Origin of the sequence: Klebsiella sp. 2019SCSN059, assembly GCF_021739525.1 — a bacterium.
Lineage (GTDB): Bacteria > Pseudomonadota > Gammaproteobacteria > Enterobacterales > Enterobacteriaceae > Klebsiella > Klebsiella quasipneumoniae.
The window spans coordinates 33258-55714 of sequence record NZ_JAKKOM010000006.1 but is presented as its reverse complement, the minus strand read 5'-3'; the positions used below and the strand labels follow the sequence as shown (position 1 = coordinate 55714).

Genomic DNA, 22457 nt, shown 5'->3' with positions numbered 1-22457 from the left:
GTCGCCCTTGTATCTGTTTGAAAGCCTGAATCAGCTGATTCAAAACTACCTGCCGGAAGACCAGATCAAACGTCTGCGGCAGGCGTATCTCGTTGCACGTGACGCTCACGAGGGTCAGACACGTTCAAGCGGTGAACCTTATATCACGCACCCGGTCGCGGTAGCCTGTATTCTGGCCGAGATGAAGCTCGACTACGAAACGCTGATGGCCGCGCTGCTGCATGATGTGATTGAAGATACTCCCGCCACCTACCAGGACATGGAACAGCTTTTTGGTAAAAGCGTCGCCGAACTGGTAGAGGGGGTATCGAAACTTGATAAGCTCAAGTTCCGCGATAAGAAAGAGGCACAGGCCGAAAACTTTCGCAAAATGATCATGGCGATGGTGCAGGACATCCGCGTCATCCTCATCAAGCTTGCCGACCGCACCCACAACATGCGTACCCTGGGCTCGCTACGCCCGGATAAACGCCGCCGCATCGCCCGCGAAACGCTGGAAATCTACAGCCCGCTGGCGCACCGTTTAGGTATCCATCACATCAAAACCGAGCTCGAAGAGCTGGGCTTTGAGGCGCTGTACCCGAACCGCTACCGCGTCATTAAAGAGGTGGTCAAAGCGGCGCGCGGCAACCGTAAAGAGATGATCCAAAAGATTCTCTCGGAAATCGAAGGGCGTTTGCAGGAAGCGGGGATCCCCTGCCGCGTTAGCGGTCGCGAAAAGCATCTGTACTCGATCTACTGCAAAATGGTGCTTAAAGAGCAGCGTTTTCACTCGATCATGGATATCTACGCCTTCCGCGTTATCGTCCATGATGCCGATGTCTGCTACCGCGTGCTTGGCCAGATGCACAGCCTCTATAAACCGCGTCCAGGTCGTTTCAAAGATTACATCGCTATTCCGAAAGCGAACGGCTATCAGTCTTTGCACACCTCGATGATCGGCCCCCACGGCGTCCCGGTCGAGGTACAAATTCGTACCGAAGACATGGACCAGATGGCGGAGATGGGGGTCGCGGCGCACTGGGCTTATAAAGAGCACGGCGGCGAAAGCAGCACCACCGCGCAAATCCGCGCCCAGCGCTGGATGCAGAGCCTGCTGGAGCTGCAGCAGAGCGCCGGCAGCTCGTTTGAATTTATCGAGAGCGTTAAATCCGATCTGTTCCCCGATGAGATTTACGTTTTCACCCCGGAAGGGCGCATTGTCGAACTGCCCGCTGGCGCCACGCCGGTGGACTTCGCCTATGCGGTGCATACCGATATCGGCCATGCCTGCGTCGGCGCGCGCGTCGACCGCCAGCCCTATCCGCTGTCGCAGCCGCTCTCCAGCGGTCAGACTGTCGAAATTATTACCGCGCCGGGCGCACGTCCGAATGCCGCCTGGCTGAACTTTGTCGTCAGCTCGAAGGCGCGCGCCAAGATCCGTCAGTTGCTGAAAAACCTCAAGCGCGATGACTCGGTCAGCCTTGGCCGCCGTCTGCTTAACCACGCGCTGGGCGGTAGCCGCAAACTCGCCGAGATCCCGCCGGAGAATATCCAGCGCGAGCTCGACCGGATGAAGCTGGCCTCGCTTGACGATCTGCTGGCGGAGATCGGTCTGGGCAACGCCATGAGCGTGGTGGTGGCGAAAAACCTGCAGCAGGGCGAAGCCGCTGCGGCGCCGGTGCCGGCCAATGCCTCAAACCACGGCCATCTGCCGATCAAAGGCGCCGATGGCGTGCTGATCACTTTCGCCAAGTGCTGTCGCCCTATCCCCGGTGACCCGATTATCGCCCACGTCAGTCCCGGCAAAGGGCTGGTTATCCATCATGAATCCTGTCGTAACATCCGCGGCTACCAGAAAGAGCCGGAGAAATTTATGGCGGTTGAGTGGGATAAAGAGACCGCTCAGGAGTTCATTACGGAGATCAAGGTGGATATGTTTAACCACCAGGGCGCACTGGCTAACCTGACGGCGGCGATCAACACCGCCTCTTCCAATATCCAGAGCCTGAATACGGAAGAGAAAGATGGCCGCGTATACAGCGCCTTTATCCGCCTGACCGCCCGCGACCGCGTGCATCTGGCGAATATCATGCGCAAAATACGCGTCATGCCGGACGTGATTAAAGTCACCCGTAACCGAAATTAGCTTTTAGACAAAACATTCGAATTGCATCAAGGCGGCAAGCGAATGACAGATCTGCCGGGAGCAGATTTGAACGCTGCCTGCAGCGCCCCCGTCAGGGGCGAGGCCCAGGGATGGGCCGCGTGATCCGCAGCGGCTAAAGAGGTAATTCGAAGGATTAAGAGTAATGAATTCACAGCGTTATGCGCGTATCTGCGAGATGCTCGCCAGGCGTCAGCCTGACCTGACGGTCTGCGTGGAGCAGGTCCATAAGCCCCATAACGTCTCTGCGGTCATCCGGACCGCAGACGCCGTTGGCGTACACGAGGTGCACGCGGTCTGGCCGAGCAGCCGGATGCGCACCATGGCCTCCGCCGCCGCGGGCAGCAACAGCTGGGTGCAGGTGAAAACCCACCGTACCATCGCAGATGCCGTCGGCCACCTCAAAGGCCAGGGTATGCAAATCCTCGCCACCCATCTTTCCGACAAAGCCATCGATTTCCGTGAAATCGACTATACGCGTCCAACCTGCATCCTGATGGGTCAGGAGAAAACCGGCATCACTCAGGAAGCGCTGGCCCTGGCGGATCAGGACATTATTATCCCGATGATCGGCATGGTGCAGTCGCTGAACGTCTCCGTCGCCTCGGCGCTGATCCTGTATGAAGCCCAGCGGCAGCGACAGAATGCCGGGATGTACCAACGCGCCAACAGCATGCTGCCGCCGGAAGAGCAACAGCGCCTGCTGTTTGAAGGCGGCTATCCGGTGCTGGCCCGCGTCGCGAGACAAAAAGGGCTGCCTTACCCCCACGTTAACGAGCAGGGCGAAGTGGAAGCCGATGCCGCGTGGTGGGCCACCATGCAGGCTGCGAGGTAAACCCGATGTCAGGCCGCCTGTTAGATGCCGTTCCGCTCAGTTCACTCACCGGCGTCGGGGCTGCGCAGAGCAGCAAGCTGGCGAAGATCGGCCTGCATACGGTACAGGATCTGCTGCTGCACCTGCCTTTGCGCTACGAAGATCGCACCCATCTTTATCCGATAGCCGATCTGCTTCCCGGCGTTTATGCCACCGTGGAAGGCGAAGTGCTCAACAGCAATATCACCTTCGGCGGCCGCCGAATGATGACCTGCCAGATCAGCGACGGCACCGGCATCCTCACCATGCGCTTTTTCAACTTCAACGCGGCGATGAAAAACAGCCTCGCGACCGGTCGACGCGTGCTGGCCTACGGTGAAGCCAAACGCGGGAAGTACGGCGCCGAAATGATCCACCCGGAATATCGCGTCCAGGGCGATATGAGCACCCCGGAGCTGCAGGAGACCCTAACGCCGGTCTATCCGACTACCGAGGGCATTAAGCAGGCGACCCTGCGCAAGCTCACCGATCAGGCGCTCGAGCTGCTGGAGACCTGCGCTATCGGCGAACTCCTGCCGCCGGAGCTGGCGCAGGGGATGATGAGCTTGCCGGAGGCGCTGCGCACCCTGCATCGTCCGCCGCCATCGTTATTGCTTAGCGAGCTGGAAAGCGGCAAGCACCCGGCGCAGCAGCGCCTGATTCTGGAAGAGCTGCTGGCGCACAACCTCAGCATGCTGGCGCTGCGGGCAGGCGCCCAGCGCTATCACGCCCTGCCGCTCGGCGCCAACGATACCCTGAAAAATCAGCTGCTGGCCTCCCTGCCCTTTAAGCCCACCGGCGCGCAGGCGCGGGTCACCGCCGAGATCGAGCGCGATATGGCGCTGGACGTGCCAATGATGCGCCTGGTGCAGGGCGACGTCGGCTCCGGTAAAACGCTGGTCGCCGCCCTGGCCGCGTTGCGCGCTATCGCCCACGGCAAACAGGTGGCGCTGATGGCGCCCACCGAACTGCTCGCCGAGCAGCACGCCAATAACTTCCGCAGCTGGTTTGCACCGCTGGGCATTGAAGTCGGCTGGCTGGCGGGCAAACAGAAAGGCAAAGCCCGCCAGGCGCAGCAGGACGCGATCGCCAGCGGCGAGGTGCAGATGATTGTCGGCACCCACGCCATCTTCCAGGAACAGGTGCAGTTTAATGGCCTGGCACTGGTGATTATCGACGAACAGCACCGCTTCGGCGTACACCAGCGGCTGGCGCTGTGGGAGAAAGGTCAGCAGCAGGGTTTCCATCCGCATCAGCTGATCATGACCGCCACGCCGATCCCGCGCACCCTGGCGATGACCGCCTACGCCGACCTTGATACCTCGGTTATCGACGAGCTGCCGCCGGGCCGAACCCCGGTGACCACCGTCGCTATCCCGGACACCCGGCGCAGCGATATTATCGACCGCGTGCGCAACGCCTGCACCCACGAAGGCCGCCAGGCCTATTGGGTCTGTACCCTCATCGAAGAGTCCGATCTGCTGGAGGCCCAGGCGGCGGAAGCCACCTGGGAGGAGCTCAAGCTGGCGCTGCCGGAGCTGAATATCGGTCTGGTGCACGGGCGGATGAAACCGGCGGAAAAGCAGGCGGTGATGCAGGCTTTCAAGCAGGGCGAAATGCACCTGCTGGTAGCCACGACGGTCATTGAAGTCGGTGTCGACGTGCCGAACTCGAGCCTGATGATTATCGAAAACCCGGAACGTCTGGGTCTGGCGCAGCTGCACCAGCTCAGAGGGCGCGTCGGGCGCGGCGCGGTCGCTTCCCACTGCGTGCTACTCTATAAATCGCCGCTCTCTAAAACGGCGCAGAAGCGTCTGCAGGTGCTGCGCGACAGCAACGACGGTTTCGTCATCGCCCAGAAAGACCTTGAAATTCGCGGTCCCGGCGAGCTGCTCGGCACCCGCCAGACCGGCAACGCCGAGTTTAAAGTGGCGGATTTACTGCGCGATCAGGCGATGATCCCCGACGTTCAGCGCATTGCGCGCCACATTCATGAACGCTATCCGCTGCAGGCCCAGGCGCTGATCGAGCGCTGGATGCCGGAAACCGAACGCTATTCCAACGCGTAGCGCGCTTTTGCCGCGCTGCGGGCAATTTTTCTACACAATGAGTGGATTATGAAACGAGAACTGGCCATCGAATTTTCGCGTGTCACCGAAGCCGCCGCGCTGGCGGGCTATAAATGGCTGGGCCGCGGCGATAAAAACTCCGCCGACGGCGCCGCGGTGAACGCCATGCGCATTATGCTTAACCTCGTCAATATCGACGGCACCATCGTCATCGGCGAGGGCGAAATCGATGAAGCGCCGATGCTCTATATCGGCGAAAAAGTGGGCACCGGCAAGGGCGATGCGGTGGATATCGCCGTCGATCCCATCGAAGGCACCCGGATGACGGCGATGGGCCAGGCTAACGCCCTGGCGGTGATGGCGGTCGGCGATAAAGGCTGCTTCCTCAACGCGCCGGATATGTATATGGAAAAGCTGATTGTCGGCCCGGGCGCTAAAGGCGCTATCGACCTCAGTCTGCCGCTGGAAGAGAACCTGCGCAATATCGCCCGCGCGCTGAACAAGCCGCTGGGCGAGCTGACCGTCACCGTGCTGGCGAAACCGCGCCACGACGCGGTGATTGCTCAGCTGCAGCAGCTGGGCGTGCGGGTGTTCGCCATTCCCGATGGCGACGTCGCGGCCTCCATTCTCACCTGCATGCCGGATAGCGAAGTCGACGTGCTGTACGGCATCGGCGGCGCGCCGGAAGGGGTGGTTTCCGCCGCGGTGATCCGCGCGCTCGACGGCGATATGCAGGGCCGCCTGCTGGCTCGTCACCACGTGAAGGGCGACAGCGAAGAGAATCGTCGCATCGGTGAAAACGAGCTGGCGCGCTGCAAAACCATGGGCATCGAAGCGGGTAAAGTGCTGCGCCTTGATGAAATGGCGCGCAGCGATAACGTCGTCTTCTCCGCCACCGGCATCACCAAAGGCGATCTGCTGGACGGCATCACCCGTAAGGGCAATATGGCCACCACCGAGACGCTGCTGATCCGCGGCAAGTCGCGCACCATCCGTCGGATCCAGTCGATTCATTACCTCGACCGTAAAGATCCGGACGTCCAGCAGCACATCCTGTAATACCGCTTTCTCTCCTCCAGGCAACCGTCCGCGGGCGGTTGTCCTGTTCTTCGTTTATATTTGATCAATAGAGCTTTCTTGCGCCTGCGGGGTGGAAATCTTGCCCGTCTGGGCCGAAGATAAAGCATCGCTTGGCAACAGGAGAAGACGATGGCGGACTGGGTTAGCGGCAAAGTGACAAAAGTGGAGTACTGGACGGACGCCTTGTTCAGTTTATACGTGCGGGCGCCGGTTCAGCCGTTTACCGCCGGGCAATTTACCAAGCTCGGGCTGGAAATCGACGGCGAACGCGTGCAGCGCGCCTACTCCTACGTCAACGCTCCCGGCAATCCCGATCTCGAGTTCTATCTGGTCACCGTCCCGGAAGGCAAGCTGAGCCCGCGTCTGGCGGCGCTGAAGCCGGGCGATGAGGTCCAGGTGGTGAGCGAAGCGGCTGGCTTCTTCGTCCTCGAGGAAGTACCGGATTGCGATACCCTGTGGATGCTGGCGACCGGCACCGCGCTTGGGCCTTACCTGTCGATTCTCCAGGAAGGCAAAGATCTTGAGCGCTTTAACCATCTGGTGCTGGTCCATGCCGTGCGCTACGCCGCGGACCTGAGCTATCTGCCGCTGATGCGCGAGCTTGAGCAGCGCTACGCCGGCAAATTACGCATCCAGACGGTGGTCAGCCGCGAAACCGTGGCAGGCTCGCTGACCGGCCGGGTGCCATTCCTGATTGAAACCGGGGCGCTGGAGGAGGCGGTCGGCCTGCCGATGACCAACCACACCAGCCATGTGATGCTGTGCGGCAACCCGCAGATGGTGCGCGATACCCAACAGCTGTTAAAAGAGACCCGGCAGATGACCAAACATCTGCGTCGCCGGCCGGGCCACATGACGGCGGAGCATTACTGGTAATCAGGCGTCCGCTTTCCAGCGCACGTCCTGGGTCTCCTTGCCGAACTTATTCTCGCCCTGGGTGCCGACAAACGCCCCCAGGTCGATCAGCATCATGACGATAATCAGCGTCGGCACAAAGCGCCCGACGCCCCACTGCCAGACCTGCGGCAGCATCGCCCAGTTCCCCGCCAGCAGCATCCACGCCAAAATCATCAGCAGCGCCCACAGTCCGGATTTGCCGCGATCGTGCAGTCGCTTCACCACCACCGCCGCCGTCGGCCACAGCAGGCAGACGATAATAAACGCCGCCGTCTGCAGATTAAGCAGATTGCTCCCTGCGAGGGTGAACAGAGCGCTCATGGTCACCAGCCAGATGGCAATCCAGATCCAGAAATCGCGGCGGCCAATGCGCCCTTTAATTGAGAATAACCACTGCTGTAGGGTCATGCGTTTTTCCTTATCATCATCGTCTGCGTAGTTTACCCTGGCGTCGTGACTTTTTGACAAGCGCCGCGCTTCCCGATTTAATCGTCAGCAGGCAAAAAAAGGAACGACGGGCATGAAGAAGTGGACAATCTTGTGTTTCAGTGGGCTGATGGGCCTTGCCGTCGGCCCGCACGCGTTGTCCGCAGAAAGCGAATCGACGACCGCTGCCCCCTACCTGCTCGCCGGCGCACCGAGCTTTGACCTGTCGATCAGCCAGTTCCGGGAAAAATTTAACGCCGATAACCCGAAGCTGCCTCTGAATGAATTCCGTTCCATATCAACCAGCCGCGATCGGGCTAACCTGACCCGCGCCGCCAGCAAGATAAACGAAAATCTCTATGCCTCCACCGCGCTGGAGCGCGGCACGCTGAAGATCAAATCCATGCAGATCACCTGGCTGCCGATCCAGGGGCCGGAGCAAAAAGCGGCGAAGGCCAAAGCGCTGGAGTATATGAGCGCCATGATCCGCGCCTTCGTGCCCACCCTTAGCCCGGCGCAGAGCCAGCAAAAACTGCAGAAACTGCTGACCGCCGGCAAAGGCAAACGCTACTTCGCCGACACCGAGGGCGCCGTGCGCTATGTGGTGGCAGATCATGGCGAAAAGGGTCTGACCTTCGCTATTGAACCGATTAAGCTGGCGCTATCTGAAACGCTGGAAGGTAACAATAAATGACAAAAAGCAAAGCCTTTCCAGTGACGAGTCTCTATACTGTTTCACAGACCATGCTGCCCTCGGGGGCGGCTATATTCCTTAATTCGCTTAAGTAGCGTGGAGAATTAAAATGCGACATCCTTTAGTGATGGGTAACTGGAAACTGAACGGCAGCCGCCACATGGTAAACGAACTGGTTGCGAACCTGCGTACCGAGCTGGCTGGCGTAAGCGGCTGTGCAGTTGCCATCGCCCCGCCGGAAATGTATCTGGACCTGGCTAAGCGTGCGGCAGAAGGCAGCCACATCCACCTGGGCGCGCAGAACGTTGACGTGAACCTGTCCGGCGCTTTCACCGGTGAAACCTCCGCCGAAATGCTGAAAGATATCGGCGCGCAGTACATCATCATCGGCCACTCCGAGCGTCGTACCTACCACAAAGAATCCGACGAGCTGATCGCGAAGAAATTCGCCGTGCTGAAAGAGCAGGGTCTGACTCCGGTACTGTGCATCGGTGAAACCGAAGCGGAAAACGAAGCGGGCAAAACGGAAGAAGTTTGCGCGCGTCAGATCGACGCGGTACTGAAAACACAGGGCGCTGCCGCTTTCGAAGGCGTGGTTATCGCTTACGAACCCGTATGGGCTATCGGTACCGGCAAATCCGCGACCCCGGCTCAGGCTCAGGCGGTGCACAAATTCATCCGTGACCACATTGCTAAAGCTGACGCCAAAATCGCTGAGCAAGTGATCATCCAGTACGGCGGTTCCGTTAACGCTGGCAACGCAGCAGAGCTGTTCACCCAGCCGGACATCGACGGCGCGCTGGTTGGCGGCGCTTCCCTGAAAGCAGACGCTTTCGCGGTGATCGTGAAAGCTGCAGAAGCGGCGAAAAAAGCCTAATCCGCTTTTCCCGGCGGCGACACGCGACCGGGATGACTGATAAATCTCTGAAGCCCGGCTTCGCACAGCGCAAGCCGGGCTTTTTTTGCCGCTACAGTTTCCCCAACAGCTGATACCAGGCGTAGTCCAGCGGCAGCAAAATCAAATAGCTCACCGCCGCCAGCGCCAGACACAGCAGCATCCCCGCCCTCGCCGGGACCTTGCCTAACCCCATCGCGACCACGATCGGCGACGCTTGATACGGCAGCAGCGGCGTGGAATAGCCCAGCACCTGAATCATAATTACGCTCAGCAACGGGAAGCCGGTGGCGTCGGCAAAGCTCTGGGCAAAGGTGGTGTAGAGCGCCGGCACGCCGTTGGCGGTCATAATAAAGTTCAGCGCGCTGGTTATCCCGGTCAGAGCGAGAAAGCTGGTGAAAGGATTGTCTTTATCCAGGGGCATCACTTCCAGCAGCGCATTGCCCACCACGCCGCCAATCCCGGTTTGGGTGACGGTGATCGCCAGCCCCAGAATCCCGGCGACGTAGATGCAGGTGCGCATATTCACGCCGCTGGCAAACTCCTCGCCGCTGATAAAGCCCACCCGCGGCAGCAGCGTTACCACCGCCGCCGCCAGGCCGGTCCACGCAGGGCCAACGCCGTGCCAGCTCTCGGTCACCCACAGCGTGAGGACCACCGCCAGCAGCCACGCCAGACGCTTCTCGTCGCGGCTCATCGCCGGCAGCGGCGCCAGGTCGCGCGGCGGATGCGGCTTACCAGGAAACAGCCAGCAGATTAGCGCCACCAGCGCCGCCCCTTTCAGCCAGCCAAGCACCGGCGTATGCAGCAGTAAATAGGGGACATAATTCAGGTGGATACCGTACGAGCCTTCCGCCGCGCCGCTCATCACCAGATTCGGCACGTTGGCGGGCAGAATGGTCGCCGACAGCTGAAAGGTGCCGAATCCCACCGCCAGCGCCAGGCCGAACCAGCCGCGGCTACCGTCGGCAATGCCCGCCCGGCGGGCCATCGCCGCCACGATCGGCATCAGCAGCGCGATGCGCCCCATGTTGGAAGGCATCACGAACGCCAGGGCGTAGCTCAGGAGTACCACGCTGGCGACCATCCGCGGCCAGGAGTCGGTTAGCCGCGCCGACAACGCCTGCGCCGCCCGGTCCGCCAGCCCGGTTTTACGGATCGCGATGCCGAGCACAAAACCGCTGAACACCAGCCAGAAGGCCGAGGAGGCAAAGCCGCCAAAGATCACCTCCGGCGGGGCGATTTTCGCCATCATCGCCGCAGCGAAAAACAGCAGCGCGGTGATAAACTCCGGCAGCAGCGACGTCGCCCAGAGCACAATGGTGACGCCGACAATCAGTGAAGGGAGGAACAGCGGGTGGGTAAGCCAGAGCGACATGCCTGTCTCCTGTCGTTTTTTTCAGCAAGAATACGACGACAGGTAAGACAGGTAAACGCCAGAACTAGTGGTTTGCGTTAAGGATGGCGCAGCGATGATCCTGAATCTCTTCCGCCGAGGCCCGGTTCAGGGAGAGCAGGTTACGCTCCGTCGCCAGCAGCACCAGCGAGCCGTCGCTCTGCTGGGCCATCGCCAGCGCGAAGCGTCCCATATGCTGACGCGCCTCCGGCACCTCTTCCGCCAGCATCAGGAATGGGCTGCGCTGGGCCAGCTCCGCCTCCGTCACCCGGCGCGCCAGGTATTCATGGCCCTCAAGCCCACCCGGTAGCGGCAGCCAGCGGCTGCTGATCGCCGCCGCATCCTTATCTAACTGCGCGCGCACATCGGGGCGCAGGCAAGAGATATGAATATGGAAATGGTTTTGCGTGCGTCCGCTGCGCGAGTTGATTGCCAGCGATACCGCGTTATCCGGGACCGGCGCGCCGTGGCGCTGGCTCATGATTTCACGCCCCTGCCAGGCCTGCCAGAAGAAGTTGGGCGTCAGCGGATCCAACAGCAGCGGGCTTTCGGTGCCGTTAATGCGGTAGGTCGGCATCAGCAAATACTGCAGCGGGCCGTTACGGTCTTTAAACAGCACATAGCCGCCCTTGAGGTTCACTTCGGCGCACGGCGACGGGTTTTGCTGCTGTTGCTGATGGGGAACGCACTGCTGCAGCACAATCTTGCGCAACGCGTCCGGGTTGCCAGAGTGCAGCCAGTAGTAGCCGCCGGCCAGCGCCGCGAGGATCGCCACCAGCAGCGCCAGCAAAAAGTATCTTACTCTTCTCATTTTCATTCCCTGTTAAGCCTGAAGCGGAAGAGTAACGTAATTTGATGACTAAATGAAAACAGATGACGGGCGGGGCGCTTTTCCGGATGGCGTCTGGCGCGTTGCCCGGGCTACGCTGGCGGCCTGAAGGCCCGCGCAAGCACAGCCGCCGCAGGGCGATGGCAGCAAGCCCCGCCGGAGCGGGGCTGGAGAGGTTTAACGCTGGCTAATCTGGTCGAAGGTGCCGCCGTTGGAGAAGTGCGCTTTCTGCGCTTTCGTCCAGCCGCCGAACTCCTGATCGATGGTGAACAGCTTCAGTTTCGGGAATTCATTAGCATATTTTTTCGCCACGTTCGGATCGCGCGGACGGTAGAAGTTCTTCGCCGCAATCTCCTGGCCTTCCGGCGAGTAGAGATACTTCAGGTACGCTTCCGCCACCTGGCGGGTGCCTTTCTTATCCACGACTTTATCGACCACCGAAACGGTCGGCTCAGCCAGAATCGACTCACTCGGAGTCACGATTTCAAACTTGTCTTTGCCCAGTTCGTTGGTCGCCAGCAGCGCTTCGTTTTCCCAGGCGATCAGCACATCGCCGATCCCACGTTCTACGAAGGTATTGGTCGAACCGCGCGCGCCGGAGTCCAGCACTTCCACGTTTTTATACAGCGCCTTGACGAACTCCTGGGCTTTCGCCTGGTCACCATGGTTCTGATGCAGGGCATAGCCCCAGGCCGCCAGGTAGTTCCAGCGAGCGCCGCCGGAGCTTTTCGGGTTCGGGGTAATGACCGACACGCCCGGTTTGATCAGGTCGTTCCAGTCATGGATCTGTTTCGGGTTGCCCTTACGGACGAGGAACACGATGGTGGAAGTATAGGGCGCGGAGTTATCCGGCAGGCGCTTCAGCCAGTTTTTATCGATACGGCCGCGCTCGGCGATCGCGTCGACGTCGTAGGCCAGCGCCAGCGTAACCACATCCGCTTCAATACCGTTAATCACCGAGGTCGCCTGCTTGCCGGAGCCGCCGTGCGACTGGCGGATCACCACGTTGTCGCCGGTCTCCTGCTTCCAGTGCGCGCTGAACGCTTTGTTGTACTGTTCGTACAGCTCGCGCGTTGGATCATAAGATACGTTTAATAGCTGAATGTCTTTTGCCAGAACGCTGGCGGATGCCAGCAACAGAGTTAACCCTACGCCCCACTTATTCATCGCACCGCTCTCTTTATGTCGTGTTGTGATGGGCTAAGCGTGCCAGAAAGCGATTCAATGATTAAAGAATAAAAAAAGATTGGCTATAACTTGCGAGTATAAAGGAAGGGATAAGGATCACCCCCTCCCTGGCGGGAGAGGGCGCGAAGCGATTAGACTTCTTCCATGCGGCCCAGCAGCGCCTGCAGACGCTCCTGCCAGCCCTGCTGCTGCTCTTTCAGCTGGCTGTTTTCGCGCTCCAGCTCTTCACGACCATGCTGCGCGCTCTGAACTTCCTGCGCCAGGGTGTTGTTCTTTTCTTTCAGCTCTTCGATTTCCATCTGCAACAGAGTGATGGTATCAATCGCCTGCTGAACCTTAGATTCTAATTTCTCAAACACTTCTAATGACATCGTCATACCTCTCCTGAACTTGCAAGGCGTTGATAGAAACTGGTGTTTCGTATACGCGGTCCCGCCTTAACGAAAATTAGCGCACATAGCGGTGTTATCGTCGATTGTATGAATCCCCGCCTCCCCTGTCCAGCGGCAAGCCGCGCAGATTGCGGTTTGCAACACTTTTCAGTCTTTACCTGGTACTTTCAGCGCAGTTCGCTCGTACTTCATGAGCCATTGTTAATTTTATGGTTAACAAAATGCGAGGTGAAACGCTCCGGCAGCGCGCTCAATGCGCGCGAATGGCGCGAAAACGCTCATTTTCTTGACGTGGTACACACATTTGAAGTTCGATATTTCTCGTTTTTGCTCGTTAACGATAAATTAACACTATGCCTACATGGCAATATGGTCGTCTGTGACCACCCTACATACAATAATCATCACCACGCTTCAGGATTCGATTATGAGCCAAACATCAACCTTAAAAGGCCAGTGCATCGCAGAGTTCCTCGGTACCGGGTTGTTGATCTTTTTCGGCGTTGGGTGCGTGGCTGCGCTCAAGGTCGCGGGAGCCAGCTTCGGACAATGGGAAATCAGCATCATCTGGGGTCTGGGCGTCGCCATGGCGATCTACCTGACCGCCGGGGTATCCGGTGCGCACCTTAACCCTGCGGTGACCATCGCGCTCTGGCTGTTCGCCTGCTTCGATGGCCGCAAAGTGGTTCCTTTTATTATTTCGCAATTCGCTGGCGCCTTTTGCGCTGCGGCATTAGTTTACGGGCTTTATTACAATCTTTTCCTCGATTATGAAACCACCCACCATATGGTACGCGGCAGCGTGGAAAGCCTTGATCTGGCTGGCATCTTCTCCACTTACCCGAACCCGCATATCAATTTTGTGCAGGCCTTCGCGGTAGAGATGGTGATTACCGCTATCCTGATGGGCGTCATCCTGGCGCTGACCGACGATGGCAACGGCGTGCCGCGCGGCCCGCTGGCGCCGCTGCTGATCGGCCTGCTGATCGCGGTGATTGGCGCCTCTATGGGCCCGCTGACCGGCTTCGCCATGAACCCGGCGCGTGATATCGGCCCGAAAGCCTTCGCCTGGCTGGCCGGCTGGGGTGATGTCGCCTTCACCGGCGGCAAAGATATACCTTATTTCCTGGTGCCGCTGTGCGCACCGGTGGTCGGCGCGGCGCTGGGCGCGTTCAGCTATCGTAAGCTGATTGGCCGCCACCTGCCTTGCGACACCTGCGTGGACGAAGAGCAACAGAGCCCCTCCTCTTCCACCACTCAACATAAAGCTTCGCTGTAATCTGACTACGGGACACCGACTATGACCGACAAAAAATATATCGTTGCGCTTGACCAGGGCACTACCAGCTCCCGGGCCGTTGTGATGGATCATGATGCCAATATCGTCAGCGTCTCCCAGCGAGAATTCGAACAAATTTATCCTAAGCCAGGCTGGGTCGAACACGACCCGATGGAAATCTGGGCGTCCCAAAGCTCGACGCTGGTCGAAGCGCTGGCCAAAGCGGATATCAACTCCGATCAGATCGCGGCCATCGGTATCACCAACCAGCGTGAGACCGTGGTGGTGTGGGAGCGTGAGACCGGCAAACCGATCTATAACGCCATCGTCTGGCAGTGCCGCCGCACCGCAGAGATCTGCGAGCAGCTCAAGCGTGACGGGATGGAGGAGTATATCCGCAAGGCCACTGGCCTGGTGGTGGACCCCTACTTCTCCGGCACCAAGGTGAAATGGATCCTCGACCATGTCGAAGGTTCCCGTGAGCGTGCGAAGCGCGGTGAGCTGCTGTTTGGCACCGTGGACACCTGGCTTATCTGGAAGATGACCCAGGGTCGCGTGCACGTCACCGACTACACCAACGCCTCGCGCACCATGCTGTTCAACATCCACGACCTGGACTGGGACGATAAGATGCTCGACGCGCTGGATATTCCGCGCGCCATGCTGCCGGAAGTGCGCAAGTCGTCCGAAGTGTACGGCCAGACCAACATCGGTGGTAAAGGCGGGACCCGTATTCCTATCGCCGGGATCGCCGGTGACCAGCAGGCGGCCCTGTTCGGCCAGCTGTGCGTCAAGGAAGGGATGGCAAAAAATACCTATGGCACCGGCTGCTTTATGCTGATGAACACCGGCGAAAAAGCAGTGACCTCCACTCACGGTTTGCTGACCACCATCGCCTGCGGTCCGCGCGGCGAGGTGAACTACGCTCTGGAAGGGGCGGTGTTTATGGCTGGCGCCTCCATTCAGTGGCTGCGCGACGAGATGAAGCTCATCAGCGATGCGTTCGACTCCGAGTACTTCTCCACCAAAGTGAAGGACACCAACGGCGTGTATGTCGTGCCCGCGTTCACCGGTCTTGGCGCGCCTTACTGGGACCCGTATGCCCGCGGCGCGATTTTCGGCCTCACCCGCGGCGTGAACTCGAACCACATTATCCGTGCGACGCTGGAGTCCATCGCCTATCAGACCCGCGACGTGCTGGAAGCAATGCAGGCTGACTCCGGTATCCGTCTGCACGCCCTGCGCGTGGACGGCGGCGCAGTGGCCAACAACTTCCTGATGCAGTTCCAGTCCGATATCCTCGGCACCCGTGTGGAGCGTCCGGAAGTGCGCGAAGTCACAGCCCTGGGCGCCGCCTATCTGGCCGGGCTGGCGGTCGGCTTCTGGCAGAACCTTGATGAGCTGCAGGAGAAAGCGGTGATTGAGCGCGAATTCCGCCCGGGCATTGAAACCACCGAGCGCAACTATCGCTACAGCGGCTGGAAGAAAGCAGTGAAACGCGCCCTGGCGTGGGAAGAGCACGACGAAGCGTAAGATTGTTGAGGTATTCCCGGCTGGCGGCGTAAACGCCTTGGCCGGGATACAACCAGCAGGCCGCACACCCCGTAGCCCGGCTAAGCGCAGCGCGAGCCGGGGAGAAGCCGCGCCAACGCATAAATCCCGGGGTATCCCCGGGTTGCGGCGTAAACGCCTTACCCGGGCTACACAGCCCGCAGACCGCATAATCAGGTAGCGCACCGCCTCCGGGTTTTTATCAGCCAAACACCGGCAGCAGCAGAAACAGCTTAATCACCAGCGCGTTGACGATATCGATAAAGAACGCCCCCACCATCGGCACCACCAGGAAGGCCATGTGCGACGGGCCAAAACGGTCGGTAATCGCCTGCATATTGGCAATCGCCGTCGGCGTTGCCCCCAGACCAAACCCACAGTGGCCCGCCGCCAGCACCGCGGCATCGTAGTTTTTGCCCATCATCCGGTAGGTGACGAACACCGCATACAGCGCCATCGCCAACGCCTGGACCGCCAGGATAATAATCATCGGCAGCGCCAGGGAGGCCAACTCCCACAGTTTGAGGCTCATCAGCGCCATGGCGAGGAACAGCGACAGGCTGACGTTGCCCAGCACCGACACCGCGCGATCGAACACCCGATACAACCCCGCCAGCGCCAGGCTGTTGCTAAGGATCACGCCGATAAACAGCACGCAGACGAAGGTCGGCAGCTCAAAGACGCTGCCCGCCAGCAGTTGCGCAACCACCTTGCCCAGCGTCAGACAGATGGCGATCAGGGCGATACTCTCGATCAGCACCAGCGACGTGATGACACGCCCCACGTCCGGCTTTTCAAAGGCGGTCGGCGCCACCTGATCGTCCGGCGTCCCGTCAGGAGAGGAAGAGTGCTTCACCAGGTAACGCGCCACCGGGCCGCCGATCAGACCGCCGAGCACCAGGCCGAAGGTCGCGCAGGCCATCGCCACCTCCGTGGCATTGGCAAAACCATAGCGCTCAATGAACAGCTTGCTCCACGCCGCGCCGGTGCCGTGGCCGCCGGAAAGGGTGATAGTGCCGGCCAGCAGACCCATCAGCGGATCCAGCCCCAGCAGCTTCGCCATACCGATACCGAGGGCGTTCTGCAGCAGCAGCAGACCAACCACCACAATCAGAAAGGTACCCAGCACCTTGCCGCCCGCCCGCAGGCTGGCGAGGTTGGCGTTAAGCCCGATGGTGGCGAAGAACGCCAGCATCAGCGGATCTTTGAGGCTCATATCGAAATCAATTTCGATATCCATACTTTTTTTCAGCACCAGCAGCGCCAGCGCCACCAGCAGACCGCCGGCAACAGGTTCAGGAATGGTGTATTGCTTGAGGAGGGGAACGGTTTGGACGAGTTTTCTGCCGAGTAACAGCACAAGCGTTGCGGCAACGAGCGTCGATAAGGTATCGAGATGAAACATAAAAAGCTCCTTATGGCGCATGATCCATTCACACGCGACGATATTCCTGGTGTCTTTAGCTTCTCATCATGAGGAGTCAGAGGGGGATTTTACGCAGAACGGCGGAAAAAATGACAGAAAAACATATTTTGTATCCTGAATGATGCGATTTAGCATACAAAATGTTAATTATCTCGTTGCGCATATTCACGGCATAAATTTTTATGGGCAAACGCTGGCAAACGTTTGCTTTTGGTCTACAGTCCGATAAAATTCCCGCTTTGCCACCTTGGGATTGCTTGTGATGTCCGTTAACACCGCAGAGTCAGAAAATGCGCAACCGGTTGCGCATAAACCAGCCAGCGAATTAATCTACCGCCTCGAAGATCGCCCACCGCTACCGCAAACCCTGTTCGCCGCCTTCCAGCACCTGCTGGCGATGTTTGTCGCGGTGATCACCCCGGCGCTGTTAATCTGCCAGGCTCTCGGTCTCCCGGCGCAAGATACCCAACATATCATCAGCATGTCGCTGTTCGCCTCGGGCGTGGCCTCCATTATTCAGATCAAAGCCTGGGGCCCGGTCGGTTCCGGACTGCTCTCCATCCAGGGCACCAGCTTCAACTTTGTCGCCCCGCTCATCATGGGCGGCACCGCGCTGAAAACCGGCGGCGCCGACGTCCCGACAATGATGGCCGCCCTGTTCGGCACCCTGATGCTGGCCAGCTGCACGGAAATGGTTCTCTCCCGCGTCCTGCATCTGGCGCGCCGCATCATTACCCCGCTGGTCTCCGGCGTGGTGGTGATGATTATCGGCCTGTCGTTGATTCAGGTCGGATTGACCTCCATCGGCGGCGGCTACGCGGCGATGGCCGACCACACCTTCGGCGCGCCGAAGAACCTGCTGCTGGCGGGCATCGTGCTGGCGCTGATCATCATTCTCAACCGCCAGCGTAATCCCTATTTGCGCATCGCTTCGCTGGTGATTGCCATGGCGGCGGGCTATCTGGCGGCGTGGTTCCTCGATATGCTGCCGGCCAACACCGCCCCGACCAACAGCAGCCTCATCACCGTTCCGACGCCGCTGTACTATGGCCTCGGCATCGACTGGAGCCTCCTGCTGCCGCTGATGCTGGTGTTTATGATCACCTCCCTTGAAACCATCGGCGATATCACCGCCACCTCCGATGTCTCCGAGCAGCCGGTCTCCGGTCCGCTGTATATGAAACGCCTGAAAGGCGGCGTGCTGGCTAACGGCCTCAACTCCTTTGTTTCCGCGGTCTTCAACACCTTCCCGAACTCCTGCTTCGGCCAGAACAACGGCGTGATCCAGCTGACCGGCGTCGCCAGCCGCTACGTCGGCTTTGTGGTAGCGCTGATGCTGATCGTCCTCGGGCTGTTCCCGGCGGTGAGCGGTTTCGTACAGCATATCCCTGAGCCGGTGCTTGGCGGCGCCACGCTGGTGATGTTCGGCACCATCGCCGCGTCCGGCGTGCGCATCGTCTCCCGCGAGCCGCTGAATCGCCGGGCGATCCTGATTATCGCCCTGTCGCTGGCGGTGGGCCTCGGCGTGTCGCAACAGCCGTTGATCCTGCAGTTCGCACCGGACTGGCTGAAGAATCTGCTCTCCTCCGGCATCGCCGCCGGCGGTATCACGGCGATTGTTCTGAATTTAATTTTCCCGCCGGAAAAAGCCTGATTTAACGCGCCCCCGGTCGTGCCATCGGCCGGGACGCCCCCCTGTTGTCCTCCACCGCCTGCTCCGTCACGGAAATAAACCACGCCTGCCTTGAGAAGTGCGCCTAAATCGGGCATAACACGGTTATGTGCATCTCACAGAATGGAAGACCATGAAATTTCTTGGAAAGCTGATTCTCTGGCTGCTAGTCGCTCTGCTGCTCGTCATGGTTGGCGCGTGGTTCCTGCTGCAAACCCACTGGGGCGCCCGCCAGGCCAGCGCCTGGCTCAGCAATGGCACCGGCTGGCAGGTCTCCTTCGATGCGATGGATCATGATTTCTCCTCCCCTCTGCATGTGCAGTTGCAAAACGTCACCTTTGGCCGGGAAGGCAAGCCGGCAACCCTGGTGGCGAAAACGGTCGATATTGGCTTCAGCACCCGCCAGTTTAGCGACCCGCTGCATGCGGATGAGATTGTCCTTAACGACGGCACCCTGAATCTGTCCCCCCACTCTGCCGACCTGCCGTTCGCTGCCGACCGGCTGATGTTGCGCAATATGGCTTTCAATAGTCCGGAAACCGGCTGGGCGCTCAGCGCGCAGCGCGTCACCGGCGGCGTCAGTCCATGGGCGCCGGAGGCAGGCAATGTGCTGGGGAAAACGGCGCAGATCCAGATGAGCGCGGGTTCAATGACGCTCAACGGCGTCGAAGCCAGCAACGTCCTGATTCAGGGCAAGATTGATCAGGGCGAAGTCACCCTCTCCACCCTCGGCGCCGATGTCGCCCGCGGCACCTTAACCGGCAATGCGAAACGCAGCGCCGACGGCAGCTGGCTGGTGGATAACCTTCAGCTAAATGAGATCCGACTGCAGAGCGCCGCCTCGCTGGCCGACTTTTTCGCGCCGTTAACCACGGTCCCCTCTCTGCAGATTGGCCGCCTGGATATCACCGACGCCCGCCTGCAGGGGCCGGACTGGGCGGTAACCGACCTCGACCTGAACCTGCGCAACCTGACGCTCAGTCACGGCGGCTGGCAGAGCCAGGACGGCACGCTGTCGATGAATGCCAGCGAATTTATCTACGGCTCGCTGCACTTTTTCGACCCGATCGTGAATGCCGAATTTTCACCCCAGGGTATTGCCCTGCGCCAGTTCTCCTCGCGCTGGGAGGGCGGCATGGTGCGAACCTCCGGCAACTGGCTGCGCGCCGGTAACGCGCTGGTGCTCGACGACACCGCCTTCGCCGGGCTGGAGTACACGCTGCCGGCGAACTGGAAGCCGCTGTGGATGACGCCGCTGCCGGCCTGGCTGCAAAGCCTGACGCTGAAAAAATTCAGCGCCAGCCGCAACCTGATCATCGATGTGGACCCTGCCTTCCCATGGCAAATTACCGCTCTCGATGGCTATGGCGGCGAGCTTCAGCTGGTGAAAAACGGCAGCTGGGGGGTGTGGAACGGTAGTGCGACGCTGAACGCCGCGGCGGCGACTTTTAACCGAATTGACGTGCGCCGCCCTTCACTCAAGCTGAGCGCCACGGCGTCGACGCTCAATATCACTGAGCTCAGCGCGTTCACCGAGCGCGGTATTCTGCAGGCCACCGCCGCGGTATCCCAGCTGCCGCAGCGCCAGGTCAATCTGAGCTTGAACGGCCGCGGCGTGCCGCTGAATATTCTGCAGGCCTGGGGCTGGCCTTCGCTCCCCATCAGCGGGGATGGCAATCTCCAGCTGACCGCCAGCGGCAGCGTGCAGGCCGATGCCCCGCTCAAGCCGACGGTCAACGCACAGCTTAGCGCCGTGAACATGGAGAAACAGCAGGTGGCGCAAACGATGCGCAACGGCGAGGTCAATACCGCCCCCGCCGCGCCAGCGCCCGCTCCCGTCACGCCATAGCGATATCCCATCACCCTCTCCCCCACGGGAGAGGGAAGGCTTCTCAGCAAAAACGCCGCTCTGGCTACGCCCTCTCCCTGTCAGGGAGAGGGTCTGCAGGCATTCTGAAACCTGTGTGCAATAAGCGGCTATCTGTGCCTATTTACCGCTACTGGTTCCCTTCAAATATCAGAGTTGCTATAACCAAAATACTGGAAGTCGATAAAAAACCGCTCCCTGTCCCTACAAAAATATAAAAGGATCAATCATGCCTGAAATACGTCAGCGTATTCTGGAGAATATGCAAAAATTCTCCCGGGCCATGATCGGCGCCGTATTGTTCTTGCCGGTCATTGGCTTAATTCTGGCCCTCAGTTCAGTATTAACTAATCCGACATTAATTGCTGAAACCAGTTTCCTGCACCAGCTTGGGCAGATGCTCGGCGACACCTTTTGGCCTTTATTTGGCAACCTCGGCTTATTATTTTGCGTCGGCATTAGCTATGGTCTGGCAAAAGATAAAAAAAACGAAGTCGCGCTGGTTGCGGTGATGTGCTTCATTATGTTTCTTGGCGCCAACCACTCCTGGCTGGAACACACTCACGGACTCGCCGAAAAAATTAACGGTGAATATTATGGCACCGGGCAAACCCAGCTGCTGGGCTTTGTGGTGGTGGATATGGGCGTTTTCCTTGGCATTATTCTCGGCTGCACCATCGCGTGGGTGCACAATAAAGTCTCTACCATTGACCTGCCCGGCGCGCTGTCGATGTACGGCGGCGCCAAGCTGACGCTGGTGGCGATGACGCCGGTGGTTATCTTCTACGCCATCGCCTTTACCTGGATTTGGCCGTTTATGACCCACGGCATCTCCGCCCTCACCGGCTTTATGAAAAATGCCGGGGTCGCCGGGGTCTTCGTCTATGGTTTCTTTGAAAAATTTCTTATCCCGACCGGCCTGCACCATTTTGTCTGGTCCCCCTTCCAGCTCACCCAGATTGGCGGCACCCTGAACGTGGACGGCCAGGTGGTCTCGGGTACCCAGGCCATTTTCCTCGCCTATATGCGCCACCCGGATCTGACCCCGGTGATGAATGAGGCCCTACGCTTCTCACAGCAAGGGATGACCACCATCTTCGGCCTCGCCGGCGCCTCGCTGGCGTTCTACCACACCGCGAAGCCGGAGAAAAAAGTCATGGCTAAGGCGATTCTGCTGCCGGCGATTATCACCTCCATGCTGACCGGCATCACCGAGCCGATTGAGTTCACCTTTTTGTTTGTCTCGCCGCTGCTGTGGGTGATCCATGCGACGTTAACCGCCGCCTCGCAGGCCATTTGCGACCTCTTCACCGTACGCCCCTGGGGCGCATCGGGCCTGATCGAATTTCTGATCTATAACCTGCCGCTGCCGGTCTCCTTAACGCGCTGGCCGGGATATGTCCTTATCGGGATCGGCCAGTTCGCCGTCTACTACGTGATTTTCCGCACCCTGGTGGTGAAGCTGAATCTGAAAACGCCGGGCCGGGAAGATGACGAGAGCGTGAAGCTCTACAGCAAAGCGGAGTACCGCCAGAAAGTCGCGCAGCCGCAGTCGGTTACCGATGACATTATCCGCGGCCTCGGGGGCAAGGAGAATATTCTCTCCGTCGATAATTGTTTTACTCGTCTGCGCGTAGCCGTGCGCGATATGGCGCAAGTTGATGACGCGCAATTAAAAAATACCGGCGCCAACGGCGTGGTGCGCAATCGTAATGAAGTTCAGGTTATTTATGGCGTAAAAGTGGGACAGGTACGTTCCCGGGTTGATAACTGGTTAGCAGAAAATTAATGAGGAGT

18 protein-coding genes are annotated in these 22457 nt (G+C 59.5%); 12 read left to right on the top strand and 6 right to left on the bottom strand.

Annotated elements, in window-relative coordinates:
- Nucleotides 1–7 precede the first annotated feature (7 nt).
- From spoT to fpr, 5 genes are all read left to right on the top strand, one after another.
- The gene (gene spoT, locus L2I46_RS09365; protein WP_004205080.1) at nucleotides 8–2128 is read left to right on the top strand and encodes a bifunctional GTP diphosphokinase/guanosine-3',5'-bis pyrophosphate 3'-pyrophosphohydrolase; all 2121 of its coding nucleotides are present in this window, start codon (nucleotides 8–10) and stop codon (nucleotides 2126–2128) included.
- Between the two features lie 163 nt (nucleotides 2129–2291).
- Nucleotides 2292–2981 carry a tRNA (guanosine(18)-2'-O)-methyltransferase TrmH gene (gene trmH, locus L2I46_RS09360; RefSeq protein ID WP_236947799.1) on the top strand — a complete coding sequence of 230 codons (690 nt, stop codon included), beginning with the start codon at nucleotides 2292–2294 and terminating at the stop codon, nucleotides 2979–2981.
- Between the two features lie 5 nt (nucleotides 2982–2986).
- On the top strand, nucleotides 2987–5068 hold the full coding sequence (gene recG / locus L2I46_RS09355; protein ID WP_023291375.1) for an ATP-dependent DNA helicase RecG: 2082 nt from the start codon (nucleotides 2987–2989) through the stop codon (nucleotides 5066–5068).
- A 48-nt stretch (nucleotides 5069–5116) separates the two neighbouring features.
- On the top strand, nucleotides 5117–6127 hold the full coding sequence (glpX, locus tag L2I46_RS09350) for a class II fructose-bisphosphatase (RefSeq protein WP_023291376.1): 1011 nt from the start codon (nucleotides 5117–5119) through the stop codon (nucleotides 6125–6127).
- A gap of 150 nt (nucleotides 6128–6277) precedes the next feature.
- Nucleotides 6278–7024 carry a ferredoxin--NADP(+) reductase gene (gene fpr, locus L2I46_RS09345; protein ID WP_032454371.1) on the top strand — a complete coding sequence of 249 codons (747 nt, stop codon included), beginning with the start codon at nucleotides 6278–6280 and terminating at the stop codon, nucleotides 7022–7024.
- Here the strand turns inward: fpr and L2I46_RS09340 are convergent, their stop codons facing one another.
- A complete protein-coding gene (locus L2I46_RS09340) occupies nucleotides 7025–7453 on the bottom strand; it encodes a DUF805 domain-containing protein (protein WP_004173894.1) in 429 nt (142 codons plus the stop codon).
- Nucleotides 7454–7565: 112 nt separating this feature from the next.
- Between L2I46_RS09340 and L2I46_RS09335 the strand changes: the two genes are divergently transcribed.
- A complete protein-coding gene (locus L2I46_RS09335; RefSeq protein WP_023291378.1) occupies nucleotides 7566–8165 on the top strand; it encodes a YiiQ family protein in 600 nt (199 codons plus the stop codon).
- A 109-nt stretch (nucleotides 8166–8274) separates the two neighbouring features.
- Nucleotides 8275–9042 (top strand): triose-phosphate isomerase, encoded by a 768-nt coding sequence (gene tpiA / locus L2I46_RS09330; RefSeq protein ID WP_002922909.1) that lies wholly within the window; start codon nucleotides 8275–8277, stop codon nucleotides 9040–9042.
- A 91-nt stretch (nucleotides 9043–9133) separates the two neighbouring features.
- Here tpiA and L2I46_RS09325 read toward each other — a convergent pair whose 3' ends face one another.
- The 4 genes from L2I46_RS09325 to zapB all read right to left on the bottom strand — a co-directional run bounded on the left by L2I46_RS09325 (nucleotide 9134) and on the right by zapB (nucleotide 12850).
- Complete coding sequence (locus L2I46_RS09325; RefSeq protein WP_023291379.1) at nucleotides 9134–10438, bottom strand: SLC13 family permease; 1305 nt, start codon at nucleotides 10436–10438, stop codon at nucleotides 9134–9136.
- A 64-nt stretch (nucleotides 10439–10502) separates the two neighbouring features.
- On the bottom strand, nucleotides 10503–11273 hold the full coding sequence (locus L2I46_RS09320; protein WP_072199002.1) for a CDP-diacylglycerol diphosphatase: 771 nt from the start codon (nucleotides 11271–11273) through the stop codon (nucleotides 10503–10505).
- A gap of 189 nt (nucleotides 11274–11462) precedes the next feature.
- The gene (locus L2I46_RS09315; RefSeq protein WP_023291381.1) at nucleotides 11463–12452 is read right to left on the bottom strand and encodes a sulfate ABC transporter substrate-binding protein; all 990 of its coding nucleotides are present in this window, start codon (nucleotides 12450–12452) and stop codon (nucleotides 11463–11465) included.
- A 152-nt stretch (nucleotides 12453–12604) separates the two neighbouring features.
- Nucleotides 12605–12850 (bottom strand): septal ring assembly protein ZapB, encoded by a 246-nt coding sequence (gene zapB, locus L2I46_RS09310; RefSeq protein WP_086075620.1) that lies wholly within the window; start codon nucleotides 12848–12850, stop codon nucleotides 12605–12607.
- Nucleotides 12851–13292: 442 nt separating this feature from the next.
- On the opposite strand from zapB, the gene L2I46_RS09305 reads away from it, so the two are divergent.
- Both L2I46_RS09305 and glpK read left to right on the top strand, forming a co-directional pair.
- Nucleotides 13293–14144 (top strand): MIP/aquaporin family protein, encoded by an 852-nt coding sequence (locus L2I46_RS09305; protein ID WP_012967047.1) that lies wholly within the window; start codon nucleotides 13293–13295, stop codon nucleotides 14142–14144.
- Between the two features lie 21 nt (nucleotides 14145–14165).
- On the top strand, nucleotides 14166–15677 hold the full coding sequence (glpK, locus tag L2I46_RS09300; RefSeq protein ID WP_236947798.1) for a glycerol kinase GlpK: 1512 nt from the start codon (nucleotides 14166–14168) through the stop codon (nucleotides 15675–15677).
- Between the two features lie 220 nt (nucleotides 15678–15897).
- Here glpK and gltS read toward each other — a convergent pair whose 3' ends face one another.
- Nucleotides 15898–17100 (bottom strand): sodium/glutamate symporter, encoded by a 1203-nt coding sequence (gene gltS, locus L2I46_RS09295; protein ID WP_032454381.1) that lies wholly within the window; start codon nucleotides 17098–17100, stop codon nucleotides 15898–15900.
- Between the two features lie 283 nt (nucleotides 17101–17383).
- Here gltS and L2I46_RS09290 point away from each other — a divergent pair, with 283 nt between their 5' ends.
- From L2I46_RS09290 to L2I46_RS09280, 3 genes are all read left to right on the top strand, one after another.
- On the top strand, nucleotides 17384–18775 hold the full coding sequence (locus tag L2I46_RS09290) for a nucleobase:cation symporter-2 family protein (RefSeq protein ID WP_004150226.1): 1392 nt from the start codon (nucleotides 17384–17386) through the stop codon (nucleotides 18773–18775).
- A 151-nt stretch (nucleotides 18776–18926) separates the two neighbouring features.
- A complete protein-coding gene (locus tag L2I46_RS09285; RefSeq protein ID WP_044525058.1) occupies nucleotides 18927–20642 on the top strand; it encodes an AsmA family protein in 1716 nt (571 codons plus the stop codon).
- Between the two features lie 247 nt (nucleotides 20643–20889).
- Nucleotides 20890–22449 (top strand): PTS transporter subunit EIIC, encoded by a 1560-nt coding sequence (locus L2I46_RS09280; RefSeq protein ID WP_236947796.1) that lies wholly within the window; start codon nucleotides 20890–20892, stop codon nucleotides 22447–22449.
- The last annotated feature ends 8 nt before the right edge of the window (nucleotides 22450–22457 follow it).

Bases quoted from the DNA above. Each gene is read 5' to 3' on its own strand.
- trmH (WP_236947799.1), top strand. From the start codon at position 2,292: ATGAATTCACAGCGTTATGCGCGTATCTGCGAGATGCTCGCCAGGCGT.
- recG (WP_023291375.1), top strand. From the start codon at position 2,987: ATGTCAGGCCGCCTGTTAGATGCCGTTCCGCTCAGTTCACTCACCGGC.
- glpX (WP_023291376.1), top strand. From the start codon at position 5,117: ATGAAACGAGAACTGGCCATCGAATTTTCGCGTGTCACCGAAGCCGCC.
- fpr (WP_032454371.1), top strand. From the start codon at position 6,278: ATGGCGGACTGGGTTAGCGGCAAAGTGACAAAAGTGGAGTACTGGACG.
- L2I46_RS09340 (WP_004173894.1), bottom strand. From the start codon at position 7,453: ATGACCCTACAGCAGTGGTTATTCTCAATTAAAGGGCGCATTGGCCGC.
- L2I46_RS09335 (WP_023291378.1), top strand. From the start codon at position 7,566: ATGAAGAAGTGGACAATCTTGTGTTTCAGTGGGCTGATGGGCCTTGCC.
- tpiA (WP_002922909.1), top strand. From the start codon at position 8,275: ATGCGACATCCTTTAGTGATGGGTAACTGGAAACTGAACGGCAGCCGC.
- L2I46_RS09325 (WP_023291379.1), bottom strand. From the start codon at position 10,438: ATGTCGCTCTGGCTTACCCACCCGCTGTTCCTCCCTTCACTGATTGTC.
- L2I46_RS09320 (WP_072199002.1), bottom strand. From the start codon at position 11,273: ATGAAAATGAGAAGAGTAAGATACTTTTTGCTGGCGCTGCTGGTGGCG.
- L2I46_RS09315 (WP_023291381.1), bottom strand. From the start codon at position 12,452: ATGAATAAGTGGGGCGTAGGGTTAACTCTGTTGCTGGCATCCGCCAGC.
- zapB (WP_086075620.1), bottom strand. From the start codon at position 12,850: ATGACGATGTCATTAGAAGTGTTTGAGAAATTAGAATCTAAGGTTCAG.
- L2I46_RS09305 (WP_012967047.1), top strand. From the start codon at position 13,293: ATGAGCCAAACATCAACCTTAAAAGGCCAGTGCATCGCAGAGTTCCTC.
- glpK (WP_236947798.1), top strand. From the start codon at position 14,166: ATGACCGACAAAAAATATATCGTTGCGCTTGACCAGGGCACTACCAGC.
- gltS (WP_032454381.1), bottom strand. From the start codon at position 17,100: ATGTTTCATCTCGATACCTTATCGACGCTCGTTGCCGCAACGCTTGTG.
- L2I46_RS09290 (WP_004150226.1), top strand. From the start codon at position 17,384: ATGTCCGTTAACACCGCAGAGTCAGAAAATGCGCAACCGGTTGCGCAT.
- L2I46_RS09285 (WP_044525058.1), top strand. From the start codon at position 18,927: ATGAAATTTCTTGGAAAGCTGATTCTCTGGCTGCTAGTCGCTCTGCTG.
- L2I46_RS09280 (WP_236947796.1), top strand. From the start codon at position 20,890: ATGCCTGAAATACGTCAGCGTATTCTGGAGAATATGCAAAAATTCTCC.